A 13765-nucleotide genomic window follows, 5' to 3' on the forward strand; every position below is an offset into this window, starting at 1 on the left:
CAGAAATCACTTCGACCTGGCTCGAACTATCAACGCTGCTGACAGCCTCCCGCCATCTCAGATCGCATCCGGGAACTCGCCCATGGCCGCGTCGAGCCGCGCTTTGCGGCGACGGGTCCAGGACGCCAGCGAGAGCACGGCGAGACCGAGCAGCACCGGCGGAAACACCACCATGTTCACCGCGGACCAGCCGTAACTGGCGAGCAGTTGGCCGGACGAGAACGAGCCGATCGCCATCATGCCGAACACCAGGAAATCGTTGAAGGCCTGCACCTTGTTGCGCTCCTGCGGCCGGTGCGTCTCCAGCACCAGCGCCGAGGCGCCGATGAAGGAGAAGTTCCAGCCGACACCGAGCACGATCAGCGTGGCCCAGAAATGCATCGCGGTGATGCCGGACAGGCCGATGCCGGCCGCGCCGGCCTCCAGCAGCAGGCCGGCGGCAACGACCTTGCGCGCGCCGAAGCGGGCGATCAGCGCGCCCGTGAAGAAGCTCGGCCCGTACATGGCGACGATGTGCCATTGAATGCCGAAATTGGAATCTGAAACGCTCAAGCCGCACAGCTTCATGGCAAGCGGCGCCGAGGTCATCACCAGGTTCATCATGGGGTAGGAGATGACGCCGCACAGCGCCGCTGCGATGAAGCGTGGCTGGGTCACGATCTCGAGCAGCGGCCGCCCGCCATGAAGATCGGCCGGCGCCGGTTTCGGCATGTCGACCCCGGCGACGATGCCCATCGCGATGAGCGCGACAGCCGCCTGGACCAAGAAGCTGAAGGCGAAGAGATAAGGCTGCCAGACATCCATGGTCCATTGCACGAGCTGCGGACCGAGCACGCCGGCGAACACGCCGCCCGCCATTACCCAGGACACCGCCTTGGGTCGGTACGCCGCGCTGGCGCCGTCGGCGGCAGCGAAGCGATAGGACTGCGCCACCGCGCCGTAGAGGCCGCCGAGAAAAGTCGCCAGACAGAACAACGGAAACGAAGCGTGCAGGATCGCGAAGCAGCCGAGCAGGCCGGTGAGCGTACCCAGGCCCGTGCCGATGATGAAGGCCCAGCGGCGGCCGAAGCGACTCGATATCGCGCCGGTCGGCAGCGTGCCGGCCGCAAGCCCCAGCACGTACATCGACAGCGGTACCGTCGCGAGCGACATGTCGGGTGCAAGCGTCGCACCGACGATGGAGCCGGTGGCGAAGATCACCGCCGAATTGGCGCCGGTCAGCGCCTGCGCGGCGGCAAGGCGCACCACATTGGCGCGCACGCGGGCGTCGGCGGCGACCTCATTGGCTGCAGTCACATCCAGCATCGGCATTTCCGCCCCAACGGGCTTTTAAGTGCTTTCAAGGGCTCGCTTGATTCCCGGCACTATGGCGGGACGCGGGAGGGCGGGCAACCGGCGCAAACGGGCGCAGGCCATGTCTCTGACGCAATCGGGCCGATGATAATGGGCCGCGCACTTGACGGCTTGCGCTCGATCAAATCCTATCCGCCACGACCTTCCGGAGTTTCGTTCATGTCCGTCGACGACAGGCCTACGCTCAGCGCTCCTGACGACGATCCCTGGCTCTGGCTGGAGGAGATCGAAGGCAAGCAGGCGCTCGATTTCGTCACGCGGCAGAACAGCCTGACACTCGACGCGTTCGGCGGAGCGGCCTTCGCGCGCGATCGCGACATCCTCGCGGCGATCTACGATCGTCCCGACAACATTCCCTATGTCAGCCGCCGCGGCACCGAACTGCACAATCTCTGGAAGGACGCCACCAACCCGCGCGGCCTGTGGCGGAAGACTTCCCTCGCGGAGTTTCGCAAACCGCATCCGACGTGGGAAATCATGCTGGATGTCGACCAGCTCGCGGCACGCGAAGGCGAGGACTGGCTGCTGAGCGGCATCACCACGCAGCCGGGAAGCGCGCGCGCCATTTTGGGGCTGTCGCGCGGTGGCAGCGATGCCGTCACCTTGCGGGAATTCGACCTCGACACCAAGAGTTTCGTTGCGGACGGATTTGCGCTGTCGGAAGCCAAGGGCGGCGCCGATTGGCTCGATGCCGACACGCTGCTGCTGTCGAGCGCCCATGGCGAAGGCATGGCGACGAGCTCGGGATATTCCCGGACGGTTCGCCTGTGGCGACGCGGCCAGCCTGTCGATCAGGCGCAGGTGATCATCGAGACCACGGCCGATCATATGGCGATCTCCGGCATCGTCGACGACACCGCTGCGGCCCCGCGCAGCTGGATCGTCGACCAGATCGACTTCTTCAATCATGCGCTCTGGCTGCGCGATGCAGACGGTGCGACGACGAAGCTCGATCTGCCGACCGGCATCTGGTTGCAGGCGCATGGCGACTGGTTCGCGATGAAGCTGCGCGAAGCCTGGTCGATCGAGGGCAAGACCTATGCCGCCGACACCGTGCTCGGCATGTCGCTCTCGGCGTTCCTCGCCGGCAGCCGCGATTTCGCGGTGCTGTTCGAGCCGGAACCTCGCCGCGCCCTGCAAGGCCTGTTCTGGACCGGAGGCAAGCTGGTGCTGTCGATCCTCGACGAGCTCCAGCCGCAATTCGAGATCTGCACGCCGTCGGCCACAGGCTGGAGCCGCGCGTCGCTCGGCGGCCTGCCGCAGATTGGCGTCGTCGACATCTGGCCGCTGGATCGCCATCCCTCCGAGAGCAATGGCGACCTGCTTGCCAATGTGCAGGATCCGCTGACGCCGCCGTCGTTGCTGCTGATCGAGCGCGGCGTCGCGAGCCCGACCGTGTTGAAGCAGGCGCCGAAAACATTCAACGCCGACGGCCTCGTGGTGACCCAGCACGAAGCGATCTCGACCGACGGCGAACGCATCCCCTATGTACAGACCGGCCCCGCCGGCGAGACCGGCGATGCACCGGTCTATATGAGCGCCTATGGCGGCTTCGCCCATTCGGTGAAGCCGTATTACAACCCGTCGCTCGGCAAGCTGTGGCTGGAGCGTGGCGGCACCACGGTGCAGGCGAATTTGCGCGGCGGCGGCGAATTCGGCACGCGCTGGCACGATGCCGGCCGGCTCGCCGGCAAGAAACTGTCGCACGACGATTTCGCCGCCGTTGCCGCCGATCTCGTCCGCCGCGGTGTGACGACGGCAAAGCGCATCGCCGCGCAGGGCGGATCAAACGGCGGCATCCTCATCACCAACATGCTGGTGCGATACCCCGAACGTTTCGGCGCGCTGTTCTGCACCATCCCGCTGATCGATATGCGCCGCTACACGAAGCTGCTCGCCGGCGCGAGCTGGATCGCGGAATATGGCGATCCCGACAAGCCCGAGGAGTGGGACTGGCTCAAGTCCTACTCCGCCTATCACAACGTCAAGGCCGGCCAGCCGTATCCGCCGATCCTGATCGCCACCACGCGACGCGACGACCGTGTCCATCCCGGGCATGCGCGCAAGATGGCGGCAAAGCTCCAGGCCATGGGCTACGAGGCCTGGTTCTACGAGCCTGAAGCCGGTGGCCACGGCTACGGCAAGGACAACAAGGAGCGCGCCGGGTTCGAGGTGATTGGCTTTCGGTTCTTAAAGGACAAGATCGGGTGGAAGGACGAGGGCTAGCGTTTGCGGCGCTGACATCTCCGCACCGTCATGGCCGGGCTTGACCGGGCCATCCACGCCTTAGCTGGTGCACGAAGAACGTGGATGCCCGGGACAAGCCCGGGCATGACGACCTCCTATCGCGCGAATACCAAGGTCAGATTGTTCGCGGGCATGTCCATCGTATCGACAAGGCGAAGACCAACGCCGCGGGCAAGCGCCTCGACATCGGCGATGTCACGCACGCCCCAGTCGGGATTGCCTTCACGCAGGGAGGTGTCGAACACCGCATTGCTGAGCGCGATGTGCTTGCCGCCGCGCTTGAACGGGCCGTAGAGGAACAGCTTGCCGTCGGCCCGCAAATAGCGGCCGGCGCCGGCGAACAGACCCTCGGCGACGCTCCATGGCGCGATGTGGATGACATTGGCGCAGAACAATGCGGCAAGACTCGACGGCCCCTGCCCGCTTTTCATCTCCGGGCACCAGTCCGGATCGGTGAGATCGATCCGCAGCGGCGAGCGGATGTTTTTGAGGCCTGAATGAACGCGCCAGGCCTCGATGCTCTTGAGGTGGCGCTGGTTGAGATCGCTGGGCCACCAGATCAGGCCGGGCGTGTGACGGGCGAAGTAGACCACGTGCTGGCCGGTTCCGCTGCCGAGCTCGACCACGTTGCCGGTGCAGCCGGCGAGATGCCGTTCCAGTGCCGCCCAGAGCGGCTCGTGATTGCGATGAAATGCCGGCGCATCGAGCCGCCCATCCGACTCGACCCGACCGCCATCCCTGCCGAATTCGACGACATATTCAGCCAAGTGAGGTCCCCTTGAAAAAACGAGAACGCGATGAAAACAGGTTGAGCGCCCAAACGCTCAGGAAACAGCCGGCCCGCGCCACGGTCCCTAACTCTCGGACCAAACCGGCTGAACAAATAATCTCTTTAGTTGCAATCGGGAAGATATTAACTCCATTTTGTCGCGTGGATAGTCTTGATTGTCAGGCGGCGCCCTTTGTGCTTTGGAACGCTTCTATTTCGTAATCGAGACCATCGCATAACGCCTCGGAATAACGCCTTGACCGCCTTTTCCCGGACGCCCGTTCTGTTCATCTTGCTGGCCATTGCAGCCGGCCTCGCCACCCCGGCGTGGGCGCAGTCCGCTGTGGCCGACGGCCAGAAACTCGCTTTCGACCGCGGCAAGGGCAATTGCCTGACCTGCCATGTCATCAGGGGTGGCGACCTGCCGGGAACGATCGGGCCGGAACTGAAGGACCTCAAGGCCAAGTACCCCGATCGCAACGAACTGACCGCGATCATCTTCGACGAGACCAAGCGCAATCCGCAGACCATGATGCCGCCGTTCGGCCGGAACCGGATTTTGACCGAACAGGAGATCAGCGCGATCGTTGATTTCCTGCAGACCCTGTGACTTCAGGCATGCCACGAGATTTGGTTGGGAGACCAGAGATGACCACACTCACCGGCCCAAGCGCGACGCGGCGCCTGATCCTTCAGGGCGCAGCCTCGGTCGCGTTGCTCGGCCTCGGCAATCTGCCGTTCGGCGCCGCGCCCGCGCGCGCCGCGGCCAACGACAAATATCCGGAAGAGGCGTTCAAGCAAAAGAGCGAGGCGGACGCCATCAAGGCGCTCTACGGCAAAACCGCCGAGCCGTCCGACAAGGTCAAGCTGGACGCCCCCGAGATCGCCGAGAACGGCGGTGTGGTGCCGATCTCGGTGACGACGACACTCGACAAGGTCACCTCGATTTCATTCTTCGTGGCCGAGAATCCCAGCGCGCTGGCCGCCAGCTACAGGATTCCCGAAGGCACGATCCCTGCTGTCGCCAACCGGCTGAAGATGGCCAAGACCACCAACGTGGTCGCGATCGTGGAGGCCGACGGCAAGCTCTACAGCGCGACCAAAGAGGTCAAGGTCACCGTCGGCGGCTGCGGCGGCTAAGCGAGGAAGATCGAGATGGCATCCAGCATTCGCGTCCGCGCCACCACCAACGGCGACATCACCGAGGTGCAGGCGCTGATCCAGCACCCGATGGATACCGGCTTCGTCAAGGACGCCAAGGGCGAACTGATCCCGGCGCATTACATCCAGCAGCTGAAATTCGAATGTAACGGCAAGGACGTCTTCGTTGCCGATTGGGGCACCGCGGTCTCGAAGGACCCCTACGTCAAGTTCAGCTTCAAGGGAGCCAAGAAGGGCGACGATCTCAAGGTCTCCTGGACGGATAACAAGGGTGCGTCGGACACGACCACTGCGAAGATCTCGTGATGAAGGCCCGCACCACCATCCTGCTTGGTTCGTTGAGCGCCGCGCTCGTCGCGTTGGCCCTCACCTCTCCACGCGTGGTGGCGGCCGACAAGGTCGATCCCATCGCCGATGCCAAGGCGTTCCAGAACTTCTTCTTCCAGAAATTCCCTGATGTGAAGCACGAGGATTTCGTCAACGGTCCTTATTCCATGAACGAGGACATGAAGCGGCAGTGGCAGGAGAAGGAGGAATTCCCGCCCTACGAGTTTGCGCTCGACGCCGGCAAGGAGATGTTCGCCACCCCGTTCAAGAACGGCAAGACCTATGCGGACTGCTTCCCGAACGGCGGCATCGGCATCCGCCAGAACTATCCTTATTTCGACGAGAAGGAAGGCAAGGTCGTCACGCTGGAGCTGGCGCTCAACCGCTGCCGCGAGGCCAATGGCGAGGCGCCCTATTCTTACGTCAAGGACGAGATGGCCTCGCTCACGGCGTACATGGCCTTCACCTCGCGCGGCAAGCCGATGGACATCAAGATCCCCGACGATCCTCGCGCGCTCGCGGCATTCGAGAACGGCAAGCGCTATTTCTACACCCGCCGCGGCCAATTGAATTTCTCCTGCGCGAGCTGCCATGTGCAGAGCCCGGGTGAGCGCATCCGCGCCGAGATCCTGGCGCCGGCGCTTGGCATTCTGAACGCGATGCCGATCTACCGCTCCGAATGGAGCGGCATGGGCACCACCAGCCGCCGCTTCGTCACCTGCAACAGCCAGACCCGCGCGGTTCCGCTGGAGCCGCAGGCGGATGAATATCGCGACGTCGAATATTTCCTGTCCTACGTCGCCAACGGCCTGCCGATATCGGGACCGGGAGCGCGGCCATGAAGCTGTCACTCCCTTTCGTCCGGCTGCTTGCCTTGCTGCTTACCCTCGGGCTCGCGCCGGCGGCGCGCGCGGCAGATGAGGCAGACTACAAGGCGGCCTTTGCCGCCGCCGAGGCCGCCTCCAAGGAGGCCGCCGGCATGCGCAACCAATGGACCGTGACCGTCTCGACGCTGGCCGCCGCAAAGAAGGCGGCCGATGGCGGCGATTTCGACCGCGCCGTGGCCGCAGCCAGGGAGGCCGAGGCGCTGGCGAAGGCGTCGATCTTCCAGGCGATTTCCGAAAAAGAAGCCTGGAAGGCGATGGAAATCCGTTAGACTGTTCGCTTGTGCAACAGCCTTGCGACCGTGAGAGGGCGCGGAGAATTTCTGGATGGCGATCCGCCGCCGCGATTTCCTGAAGAATGCAGGCCTTGCTGCCGCATCGCTGAGCCTGCCGCGGCTTGCGCTCGGTGCTGAGGCTGCGAGCATTTACGACCTCGAACGGTTCGGCAATGCGCGCATCCTTCACCTCACCGACACGCATGCGCAACTCAATCCAGTCTATTTTCGCGAGCCCAGCGTCAATATCGGGATCGGCGAGATGGCGGGACGGCCGCCGCATCTGGTCGGCCGCGCCTTTCTCGACCGTTTCGGCATCAGGCCCGACAGCGCGGATGCCTATGCCTTCAGCTGCTTCGAGTTCGAGAAGTCCGCAGGCCGCTTCGGCAAGCTCGGCGGCTTCGCCCATCTGAAGACGCTGATCGACCGCTTGCGTGGCGATGTCGGCGAAAAACGCTCCGTGCTCGTTGACGGCGGCGACCTCTGGCAAGGCTCGGGACTTGCCAACATCATGCAGGGCCGCGACATGGTCGAGGCCGCAAACCTGCTCGGTGTCGAGGCGATGACCGGGCATTGGGAATTCACCTATGGCGAGCAGGCGCTGCGCGACAATCTCGCGCGCTTCAGGGGCGAGTTTCTGGCGCAGAACGTTTTTCTCACCGAGGAAGCCGCATTCAATGATGCCCCGGCCTTCGACAAGGCGACGGGACGCGTGTTCAAGCCCTCCGTGATCAAGGAGCTCGGCGGCCATCGCGTCGCGATCGTCGGCCAAGCCTTCCCTTACGTGCCGATCGCGCATCCCAAACGGTTCACGCCGGACTGGTCCTTCGGCATCCGCGAGGAAGAGCTCCAGAAGCATGTCGACGGCCTGCGCGGCACCGACAAGGTCGATGCGGTCATCCTGCTGTCGCATAACGGCATGGACGTCGATCTCAAGCTCGCAAGCCGCGTCACCGGTATCGACGTCATCCTCGGCGGCCATACCCATGATGCGATCCCGCAGCCCATCGCCGTGAAGAATGCGAGCGGCACGACGCTCGTCACCAATGCCGGCTCCAACGGAAAATTTCTGGCCGTGCTCGATCTCGCGCTCGACAAGGGCAAGGTCGGCGACGTCAAATATCATCTGCTGCCGGTCTATTCCGAGCTGTTGAAACCCGATCCCGGGATGGCCGAACTGATCGGCCGGTTGCGGGCACCCTTCGTCACCGACTGGTTGGAGAAGATCGCGACGCCCGATCGCCTGCTGTATCGACGCGACAATTTCGCCGGCCCGGTCGACGAGCTTATCTGCAGCGCGCTGCGCACCGAGTTCGACGCCGAGATCGCGCTGTCGCCGGGCTTCCGCTGGGGCGTCACCGGACTGTCCGGCCAGGCACTGACGATGGAGGATTTGCTCGCGGAAACCGCGATCAGCTATCCCGAGACCTATGTGCAGGAGATGACCGGCGCGGAGATCAAGGACGTGCTGGAAGACGTCTGCGACAACCTCTTCAATACCGATCCCTATTACCAGCAGGGCGGCGACATGGTGCGCGCCGGTGGGCTCAGCTACACCTGCACGCCGACGGCGACGATCGGCAGCCGGATCTCGGAGCTGAAGCTCAATGGCGGCAAGGCGCTCAGTGCCAGCCACCGCTACAAGGTCGCGGGCTGGGCCTCGGTCAACGGCCAGCAAGGCGCGCCGGTGTGGGATGTGGTGGCAAAATATCTGCGCTCGGGCCGGATGTTTCAGGAGCGGCTCGGCTCCGGCGTCACGCTAAAGGGCGTCGAGGGTAATCCGGGCATCGCAGGACAGGGATGATGCGGTCGCAAACCCTATCCGCGATGCTGCTGGCGCTGTTCGCCTGGGCGGCGATGCCACCGGCTTTCGCGCAGCAGGTGCCGCTCCAGGACAAGCCGTTCGCCGAGCACAAGATCGTGCTGCAGCTCTCCGATGGCGATGCCAGGAAGCAAGCTCTGGTGCTCAGCGTCGCCAACAATTTGCTGAAGGCCTACGACCCCGACAAGGTCGCAATCGAGGTGGTGGCGTTCGGTCCCGGCATCGACCTCCTGTTCACCGGCAGCGAGCGCCGCAAGCAGGTCGAGAGCCTGATCGCGCAAGGCGTACGCTTCGACATCTGCCTCAACACTGTCGACACGATCGAGCGGGAGACCGGCAAGCGGCCGGAGTTCATCCCTGCCGCTACGCCGGTGCAGGTCGGGGTCGGGCAGATCCTGTTCCTCAGCGAGAACGGATACACGGTGGTGAGGCCCTGAGCCTTTTGCCGGGGCGAAGCGTCGCGGCATACTCGGTGTCATCGCCGGCGAAGGCGGGCGATCCAGTACTCCGAGAGCGCGAGGGGTACGGGAGGGCGCGGCGTACTGGATTCCCCGCCTTCGCGGGGAATGGCAGCGGTGGCTAGGTGACGCCCACCCGCCCGTCACAGGAATAAAAATCTTCCAAATTTTCTTGCTTACGCAGTGAATTGCTTCTCTTGTAAGCTCGAAATGTAGTAGAATCTCGGGGTAGTTCACGCCGGGTCTTGCCATGATCTTCCGCCAGCTCTTCGACAGTGTTTCGGGCACCTACAGCTATCTCCTGGCGAGCCGCGCCGGCGGCGAGGCGCTGATCCTCGATCCCGTGCTGGAGAAGGTCGACCGCTACTGCCAGCTCCTGCGCGAGCTCGATCTCAAGCTGGTCAAGGCCGTGGACACCCATCTGCACGCCGACCACGTCACCGGCCTCGGCGAGCTGCGCGACCGCACCCATTGCATGACCGTGATGGGCGACCAGACCAAGGCCGACGTGGTGGCGATGCGGGTTGCCGACGGCGACAAGGTGACGATCGAGGGCCTGTCGCTCGACGTGATGTACACGCCCGGCCACACCGACGACTCCTACTCCTACTTGATGGGCGACCGCGTCTTCACCGGCGACACGCTGCTGATCCGCGGCACCGGCCGCACCGATTTCCAGAACGGTTCGTCGCGCGCGCAGTACGATTCGATCTTCAACCGCCTGCTCAAGCTGCCCGACGAGACCATGGTGTTCCCGGCGCATGACTACAAGGGCGACACCGTCTCCACCATCGGCGAGGAGAAACGCTACAATCCGCGGCTCCAGGTGCGCTCGGTCGACGACTATATCGAGCTGATGGCCAATCTGAAGCTGCCCAATCCGAAGATGATGGACGTCGCGGTGCCCGCCAACATGCATGTCGGCCTGCACCAGGAGGAGCTGGAGAAAGAGGGCCGCGTGCTCCGCGCCGTCGAGGCGATCCGCAGCCTCGGCCGTCCCGATATCCTGCTGGTCGATTTGCGCGAGACCAATGAGCGGATGAAGCACGGCATGCTCGAAGGCGCGCTGCATACACCCTATCCATCCGTTGAGGACAGCCTCAAGCCCGGCGGCATGCTGCGCGAGGTCGCGGCCGCCACCGGTCGCCGCGTCGTGTTCTTCTGCGCCTTCGGCGAACGCTCTGCGATGGCTGTCGCCGCCGCCAAGGAGGCCGGGCTCACCAACACCGCCCACATCGCCGGCGGCATCGATGCCTGGAAAAAGGCCGGCGGGCCGGTGGTGCACTGACCGCCTTGAGATAAGTCAGGAACTGCACATATCTTCCGGATAGGTTTGGGCGCAGCATCACTGTCCGGGACCAGCCATGGCCAAGATCGGCAAGCCGAGCGCGCCGCCCAAAATTGCGGACGACGCGCCAGCAAAAGACAAGGCGAAGAAGCCTCAGCCTCCGCGCGACACCGAAGACGATGATTACGAAGACGGCGACATCGCGACACCAAAGCGCGACCGCTACGGGCCGGACGACGAGCCGTTTTGAGGGGCTCGTCTCTTGCCACGCTCTCAACTGTCGTCCTGCCCCGCGCTACTGCCATGCGCCTGCGTTCATGGACAAATAACCGCTCTGCCCGATAGTTTGCGCGTGTGAAACGGAACTGCAATGGTCGACGTTCTCGCCGCACCGCAACAAGGCAAGGCGGACAGCGCGCTACGCACGCTGACGGGAATTTCGATCGCGCATTGGGTCAGCCATTTCCATTTGCTGGTCCTGCCGATGCTGTTTCCGTTCCTCAAGAATCAACTCGGCGTCGGCTATGTCGAGCTCGGCTTTGCACTGACCGTGTCGGCCGTGGTGTCGGGGCTGACGCAGGCGCCGACCGGCTATCTGGTCGACCATTTCGGCGCGCGAAAGATCCTGCTGGGCGGTCTCACCCTCGGCGGCTTCGCGCTGATCCTGCTCGGCCTGCACCTGAGCTACACCTCGCTGATCGCCTGCGCCGTGCTGCTCGGGCTCGCCAACAGCGTCTACCATCCCGCCGATTACGCCATCCTCGCCGAGCACATGGACGAGGCGCGGATGGGCCGCGCCTTCTCGATCCATACCTTTGCCGGCTATTTCGGCGGCGCGGTGGCACCGGCGATCGTCGCCGCGATGGTCACCATGTCTGGCGGTGCCGGTGCGCTGATGGCATCGGGCGCGATCGGCGTTCTGGTCGCGCTGTTGCTGGTGACGATGAACATTCCCGATGCCGGCGCGCACAAGACCAAGCCGGGCACCGAGAACGCACCCAAACAAGCCGTGATCACGCCGGCGCTGATCACGCTCACGGCACTGTTCATGCTGCTCAGCCTGTCGGTCGCCGGCATCAACAATTTCGGCGTGGTGGCGCTGATGAGTGGCTATGGCGTAACCTATTCCGCGGCCAATGTCGCGCTCACCGCGTTCCTCGCGGCAAGCGCCGCCGGCGTGCTCGCGGGCGGCTTCCTTGCCGACCACACCGAGCGCCACGGCTATGTCGCCGCCGCCTGCTTTGCCGCGAACGCGGCGATCGTGCTGCTGATCGCGCTGGTCACACTGCCGGGCTGGGCGCTGACCGCCACGATGGCGGCCGCGGGATTTCTCTCCGGCGTGATCGCGCCCTCGCGCGACATGCTGGTGCGCAATGCAGCACCTCCCGGCGCGGCGGGGCGCGCCTTCGGCATCGTCTCCACCGGCTTCAATCTCGGCGGCATCGTCAGCCCGCTGCTGTTCGGCTGGATCATGGACCAGAGCGCGCCGCATTGGGTGTTCGGGGCGTCCGTGATTTTCATGGTCGCGACGGTGGTGCTGTCGCCGTTCACGGAGCGGAAGCGGCAAATCGCGGCGTGAGCAACAAACTCAATTGTCGTCCCGGCGAAGGCCGGGACCCATAGCTACCGAAAGGTGTCGCGGCGCGAGCTGGTCAATACCAGTCTTCGCCAAACTAAAAATCGTGGTTATGGATCCCGGCCTTCGCCGGGATGACAGTTGTGATTGGGTTGGCTGAAGTCGCCCCCTTACGTCGGCGACACCGCACTTTTCAGCGACGCGGCCTGCGGAGCAGTTCCACCGGTCAGCCTGGCCTTTTCCGTGTTCGGCCAGAGCAGGAGCAGCCCGAGCAGGCCGGAGCCGACCATGATCGCGGCGTTGATGGTGAAGCCGGTCATGTAGCCGTCCAGCATGCTGCCGGCGCGCTGGATCACGCTGCCCATCACGAGCGGCGCGACAATGCCCGAAAGCGTATAGAGCGCACCGTAGATCGCGAGAACCGCGCCACGCTGCGACGTCGGCGTGAACTCGCCGAGCATGGGCGGGCAGACGACGTAGATCGCGCCGCACAGGCCGGAGCCGACCACGAGCAGGGCGATCTGGAGGCCCGCGCCCTGGACGTGCGGCATCATCGCGAGGATCAGGCCGCCGACGATCAGCGGTACCGAGCCGAGCACGCCGCGGGAGATCCGCGACGTGTAGCCGCGCGCCAGCATCACCTGCGAGATCCAGCCCGTGAGAATGACGATGGTCGCCCCGAACACCCAGGGCAGGATCGAGACGAAACCTGCCTGAGACTGCGAGAAGCCGAGGCCCTTGACGATGAAGGGCGTGAACCAGGTGAGCCCGAGCGACAGCGCCCAATAGGCGCCGAAGGTCGCGGTCACACAGCCGATGAAAGTGCGCGACGTCAGGAGCTGGAGATAGGGTATTTTAGTTTCGATCACGGCCGATGCGTGGGTGTCCAGCGGGCCTTCCTTGCCGAGTGCGAGCCAGGCGGCGACCCAGATCAGGCCCACGATTCCAAGCGCGCCGAACGCATAGTGCCAGGAATGGTTGACGATGATCCAGTTCAGTGCCGGCACCGCCAGGATCACGCCGAAGGCCGAACCCTGCGACAGGATCGCGGTCGGCATCGTGCGCTTCTCATCGGGGAACCATTTGTAGACCGCGTGCATCGCTACCGAGGCCGCCGGGCCTTCGCCGGCGCCGAGCACGATGCGGCAGATCAGGAGCGTGGTGAACGAGACGGTGCCGACCATCGGAAACTGCGTCAGCGCCCAGATCACCGCGAGGGTCAACAGCACCCAGCGGGTCGGGACCTTGTTGACGATGAAGCCGACCACGATGGCCGAGATCGAGAACAGGAAGAAGAACGAGGAGCCAAGCAGGCCGAACTGTTCGGGCTCAAGCTTCAGCTCGGTCATGATCGGAACGCCCGCAAGACCGACGACGATCTTGTCGGCGAAGTTCACCAGCATGAAAAGAAACAGGAGAAATGTAACGGTCCAGGCACCCTTTGGCGTTTCCTTGGACGTTTCCATGGGGGTTTCCTTGGACGTCCCCGTCATCTTGCCCGCCGCGGGCTGCGTTCCCTGAGCGCTCATACTTCTCCCCGTCGTCCCTATTTGGCACTTTTTTGAATTGATCCGCTTAGGAGCTAACAACGGCTTCAATAGCAAC

14 protein-coding genes are annotated in these 13765 nt (G+C 64.2%); 11 read left to right on the top strand and 3 right to left on the bottom strand.

Going from position 1 to position 13765, the window contains the following annotated elements:
• Nucleotides 1–57: 57 nt before the first annotated feature.
• On the bottom strand, nucleotides 58–1305 hold the full coding sequence (locus ACFQX9_RS33115) for an MFS transporter (protein WP_377791579.1): 1248 nt from the start codon (nucleotides 1303–1305) through the stop codon (nucleotides 58–60).
• Nucleotides 1306–1512: 207 nt separating this feature from the next.
• Between ACFQX9_RS33115 and ACFQX9_RS33120 the strand changes: the two genes are divergently transcribed.
• Nucleotides 1513–3579, top strand: a complete 2067-nt coding sequence (locus ACFQX9_RS33120; protein WP_026233064.1) for a prolyl oligopeptidase family protein — start codon at nucleotides 1513–1515, stop codon at nucleotides 3577–3579.
• A gap of 116 nt (nucleotides 3580–3695) precedes the next feature.
• On the opposite strand, the gene ACFQX9_RS33125 is transcribed toward ACFQX9_RS33120, so the two are convergent.
• Nucleotides 3696–4367: a DUF938 domain-containing protein gene (locus ACFQX9_RS33125; RefSeq protein ID WP_018455989.1), complete on the bottom strand. Its 672-nt coding sequence runs from the start codon at nucleotides 4365–4367 to the stop codon at nucleotides 3696–3698.
• Nucleotides 4368–4625: 258 nt separating this feature from the next.
• Here ACFQX9_RS33125 and soxX point away from each other — a divergent pair, with 258 nt between their 5' ends.
• The 10 genes from soxX to ACFQX9_RS33175 all read left to right on the top strand — a co-directional run bounded on the left by soxX (nucleotide 4626) and on the right by ACFQX9_RS33175 (nucleotide 12163).
• Nucleotides 4626–4979, top strand: a complete 354-nt coding sequence (gene soxX / locus ACFQX9_RS33130; protein WP_018455988.1) for a sulfur oxidation c-type cytochrome SoxX — start codon at nucleotides 4626–4628, stop codon at nucleotides 4977–4979.
• Nucleotides 4980–5017: 38 nt separating this feature from the next.
• Complete coding sequence (soxY, locus tag ACFQX9_RS33135) at nucleotides 5018–5509, top strand: thiosulfate oxidation carrier protein SoxY (RefSeq protein ID WP_018455987.1); 492 nt, start codon at nucleotides 5018–5020, stop codon at nucleotides 5507–5509.
• A gap of 15 nt (nucleotides 5510–5524) precedes the next feature.
• Nucleotides 5525–5836 carry a thiosulfate oxidation carrier complex protein SoxZ gene (gene soxZ / locus ACFQX9_RS33140; protein WP_018455986.1) on the top strand — a complete coding sequence of 104 codons (312 nt, stop codon included), beginning with the start codon at nucleotides 5525–5527 and terminating at the stop codon, nucleotides 5834–5836.
• Nucleotides 5836–6699 (top strand): sulfur oxidation c-type cytochrome SoxA, encoded by an 864-nt coding sequence (gene soxA, locus ACFQX9_RS33145; protein ID WP_018455985.1) that lies wholly within the window; start codon nucleotides 5836–5838, stop codon nucleotides 6697–6699. The genes soxZ and soxA overlap by 1 nt, the downstream gene beginning before the upstream one ends.
• Nucleotides 6696–7013: a hypothetical protein gene (locus tag ACFQX9_RS33150; protein WP_018455984.1), complete on the top strand. Its 318-nt coding sequence runs from the start codon at nucleotides 6696–6698 to the stop codon at nucleotides 7011–7013. Before soxA ends, ACFQX9_RS33150 begins: the two co-directional genes overlap by 4 nt.
• A gap of 55 nt (nucleotides 7014–7068) precedes the next feature.
• Nucleotides 7069–8820 (top strand): thiosulfohydrolase SoxB, encoded by a 1752-nt coding sequence (gene soxB / locus ACFQX9_RS33155; RefSeq protein WP_018455983.1) that lies wholly within the window; start codon nucleotides 7069–7071, stop codon nucleotides 8818–8820.
• Nucleotides 8817–9275, top strand: coding sequence for a hypothetical protein (locus ACFQX9_RS33160; RefSeq protein WP_018455982.1), 459 nt, complete (start codon nucleotides 8817–8819; stop codon nucleotides 9273–9275). Before soxB ends, ACFQX9_RS33160 begins: the two co-directional genes overlap by 4 nt.
• Nucleotides 9276–9546: 271 nt before the next feature.
• Nucleotides 9547–10584 carry an MBL fold metallo-hydrolase gene (locus tag ACFQX9_RS33165; RefSeq protein ID WP_018455981.1) on the top strand — a complete coding sequence of 346 codons (1038 nt, stop codon included), beginning with the start codon at nucleotides 9547–9549 and terminating at the stop codon, nucleotides 10582–10584.
• A 76-nt stretch (nucleotides 10585–10660) separates the two neighbouring features.
• Nucleotides 10661–10834 (top strand): hypothetical protein, encoded by a 174-nt coding sequence (locus ACFQX9_RS33170; protein ID WP_018455980.1) that lies wholly within the window; start codon nucleotides 10661–10663, stop codon nucleotides 10832–10834.
• Between the two features lie 120 nt (nucleotides 10835–10954).
• On the top strand, nucleotides 10955–12163 hold the full coding sequence (locus tag ACFQX9_RS33175; RefSeq protein WP_377791581.1) for an MFS transporter: 1209 nt from the start codon (nucleotides 10955–10957) through the stop codon (nucleotides 12161–12163).
• A 167-nt stretch (nucleotides 12164–12330) separates the two neighbouring features.
• On the opposite strand, the gene ACFQX9_RS33180 is transcribed toward ACFQX9_RS33175, so the two are convergent.
• Complete coding sequence (locus tag ACFQX9_RS33180) at nucleotides 12331–13689, bottom strand: MFS transporter (protein ID WP_377791582.1); 1359 nt, start codon at nucleotides 13687–13689, stop codon at nucleotides 12331–12333.
• Nucleotides 13690–13765: the final 76 nt, after the last annotated feature.

It is taken from the genome of Bradyrhizobium sp. GCM10028915 (assembly GCF_042666195.1).
Classification (GTDB): Bacteria; Pseudomonadota; Alphaproteobacteria; order Rhizobiales; family Xanthobacteraceae; genus Bradyrhizobium; species Bradyrhizobium canariense_D.

Bases quoted from the DNA above. Each gene is read 5' to 3' on its own strand.
- ACFQX9_RS33115 (WP_377791579.1), bottom strand. From the start codon at position 1,305: ATGCTGGATGTGACTGCAGCCAATGAGGTCGCCGCCGACGCCCGCGTG.
- ACFQX9_RS33120 (WP_026233064.1), top strand. From the start codon at position 1,513: ATGTCCGTCGACGACAGGCCTACGCTCAGCGCTCCTGACGACGATCCC.
- soxY (WP_018455987.1), top strand. From the start codon at position 5,018: ATGACCACACTCACCGGCCCAAGCGCGACGCGGCGCCTGATCCTTCAG.
- soxZ (WP_018455986.1), top strand. From the start codon at position 5,525: ATGGCATCCAGCATTCGCGTCCGCGCCACCACCAACGGCGACATCACC.
- soxA (WP_018455985.1), top strand. From the start codon at position 5,836: ATGAAGGCCCGCACCACCATCCTGCTTGGTTCGTTGAGCGCCGCGCTC.
- ACFQX9_RS33150 (WP_018455984.1), top strand. From the start codon at position 6,696: ATGAAGCTGTCACTCCCTTTCGTCCGGCTGCTTGCCTTGCTGCTTACC.
- soxB (WP_018455983.1), top strand. From the start codon at position 7,069: ATGGCGATCCGCCGCCGCGATTTCCTGAAGAATGCAGGCCTTGCTGCC.
- ACFQX9_RS33160 (WP_018455982.1), top strand. From the start codon at position 8,817: ATGATGCGGTCGCAAACCCTATCCGCGATGCTGCTGGCGCTGTTCGCC.
- ACFQX9_RS33165 (WP_018455981.1), top strand. From the start codon at position 9,547: ATGATCTTCCGCCAGCTCTTCGACAGTGTTTCGGGCACCTACAGCTAT.
- ACFQX9_RS33170 (WP_018455980.1), top strand. From the start codon at position 10,661: ATGGCCAAGATCGGCAAGCCGAGCGCGCCGCCCAAAATTGCGGACGAC.
- ACFQX9_RS33175 (WP_377791581.1), top strand. From the start codon at position 10,955: ATGGTCGACGTTCTCGCCGCACCGCAACAAGGCAAGGCGGACAGCGCG.
- ACFQX9_RS33180 (WP_377791582.1), bottom strand. From the start codon at position 13,689: ATGAGCGCTCAGGGAACGCAGCCCGCGGCGGGCAAGATGACGGGGACG.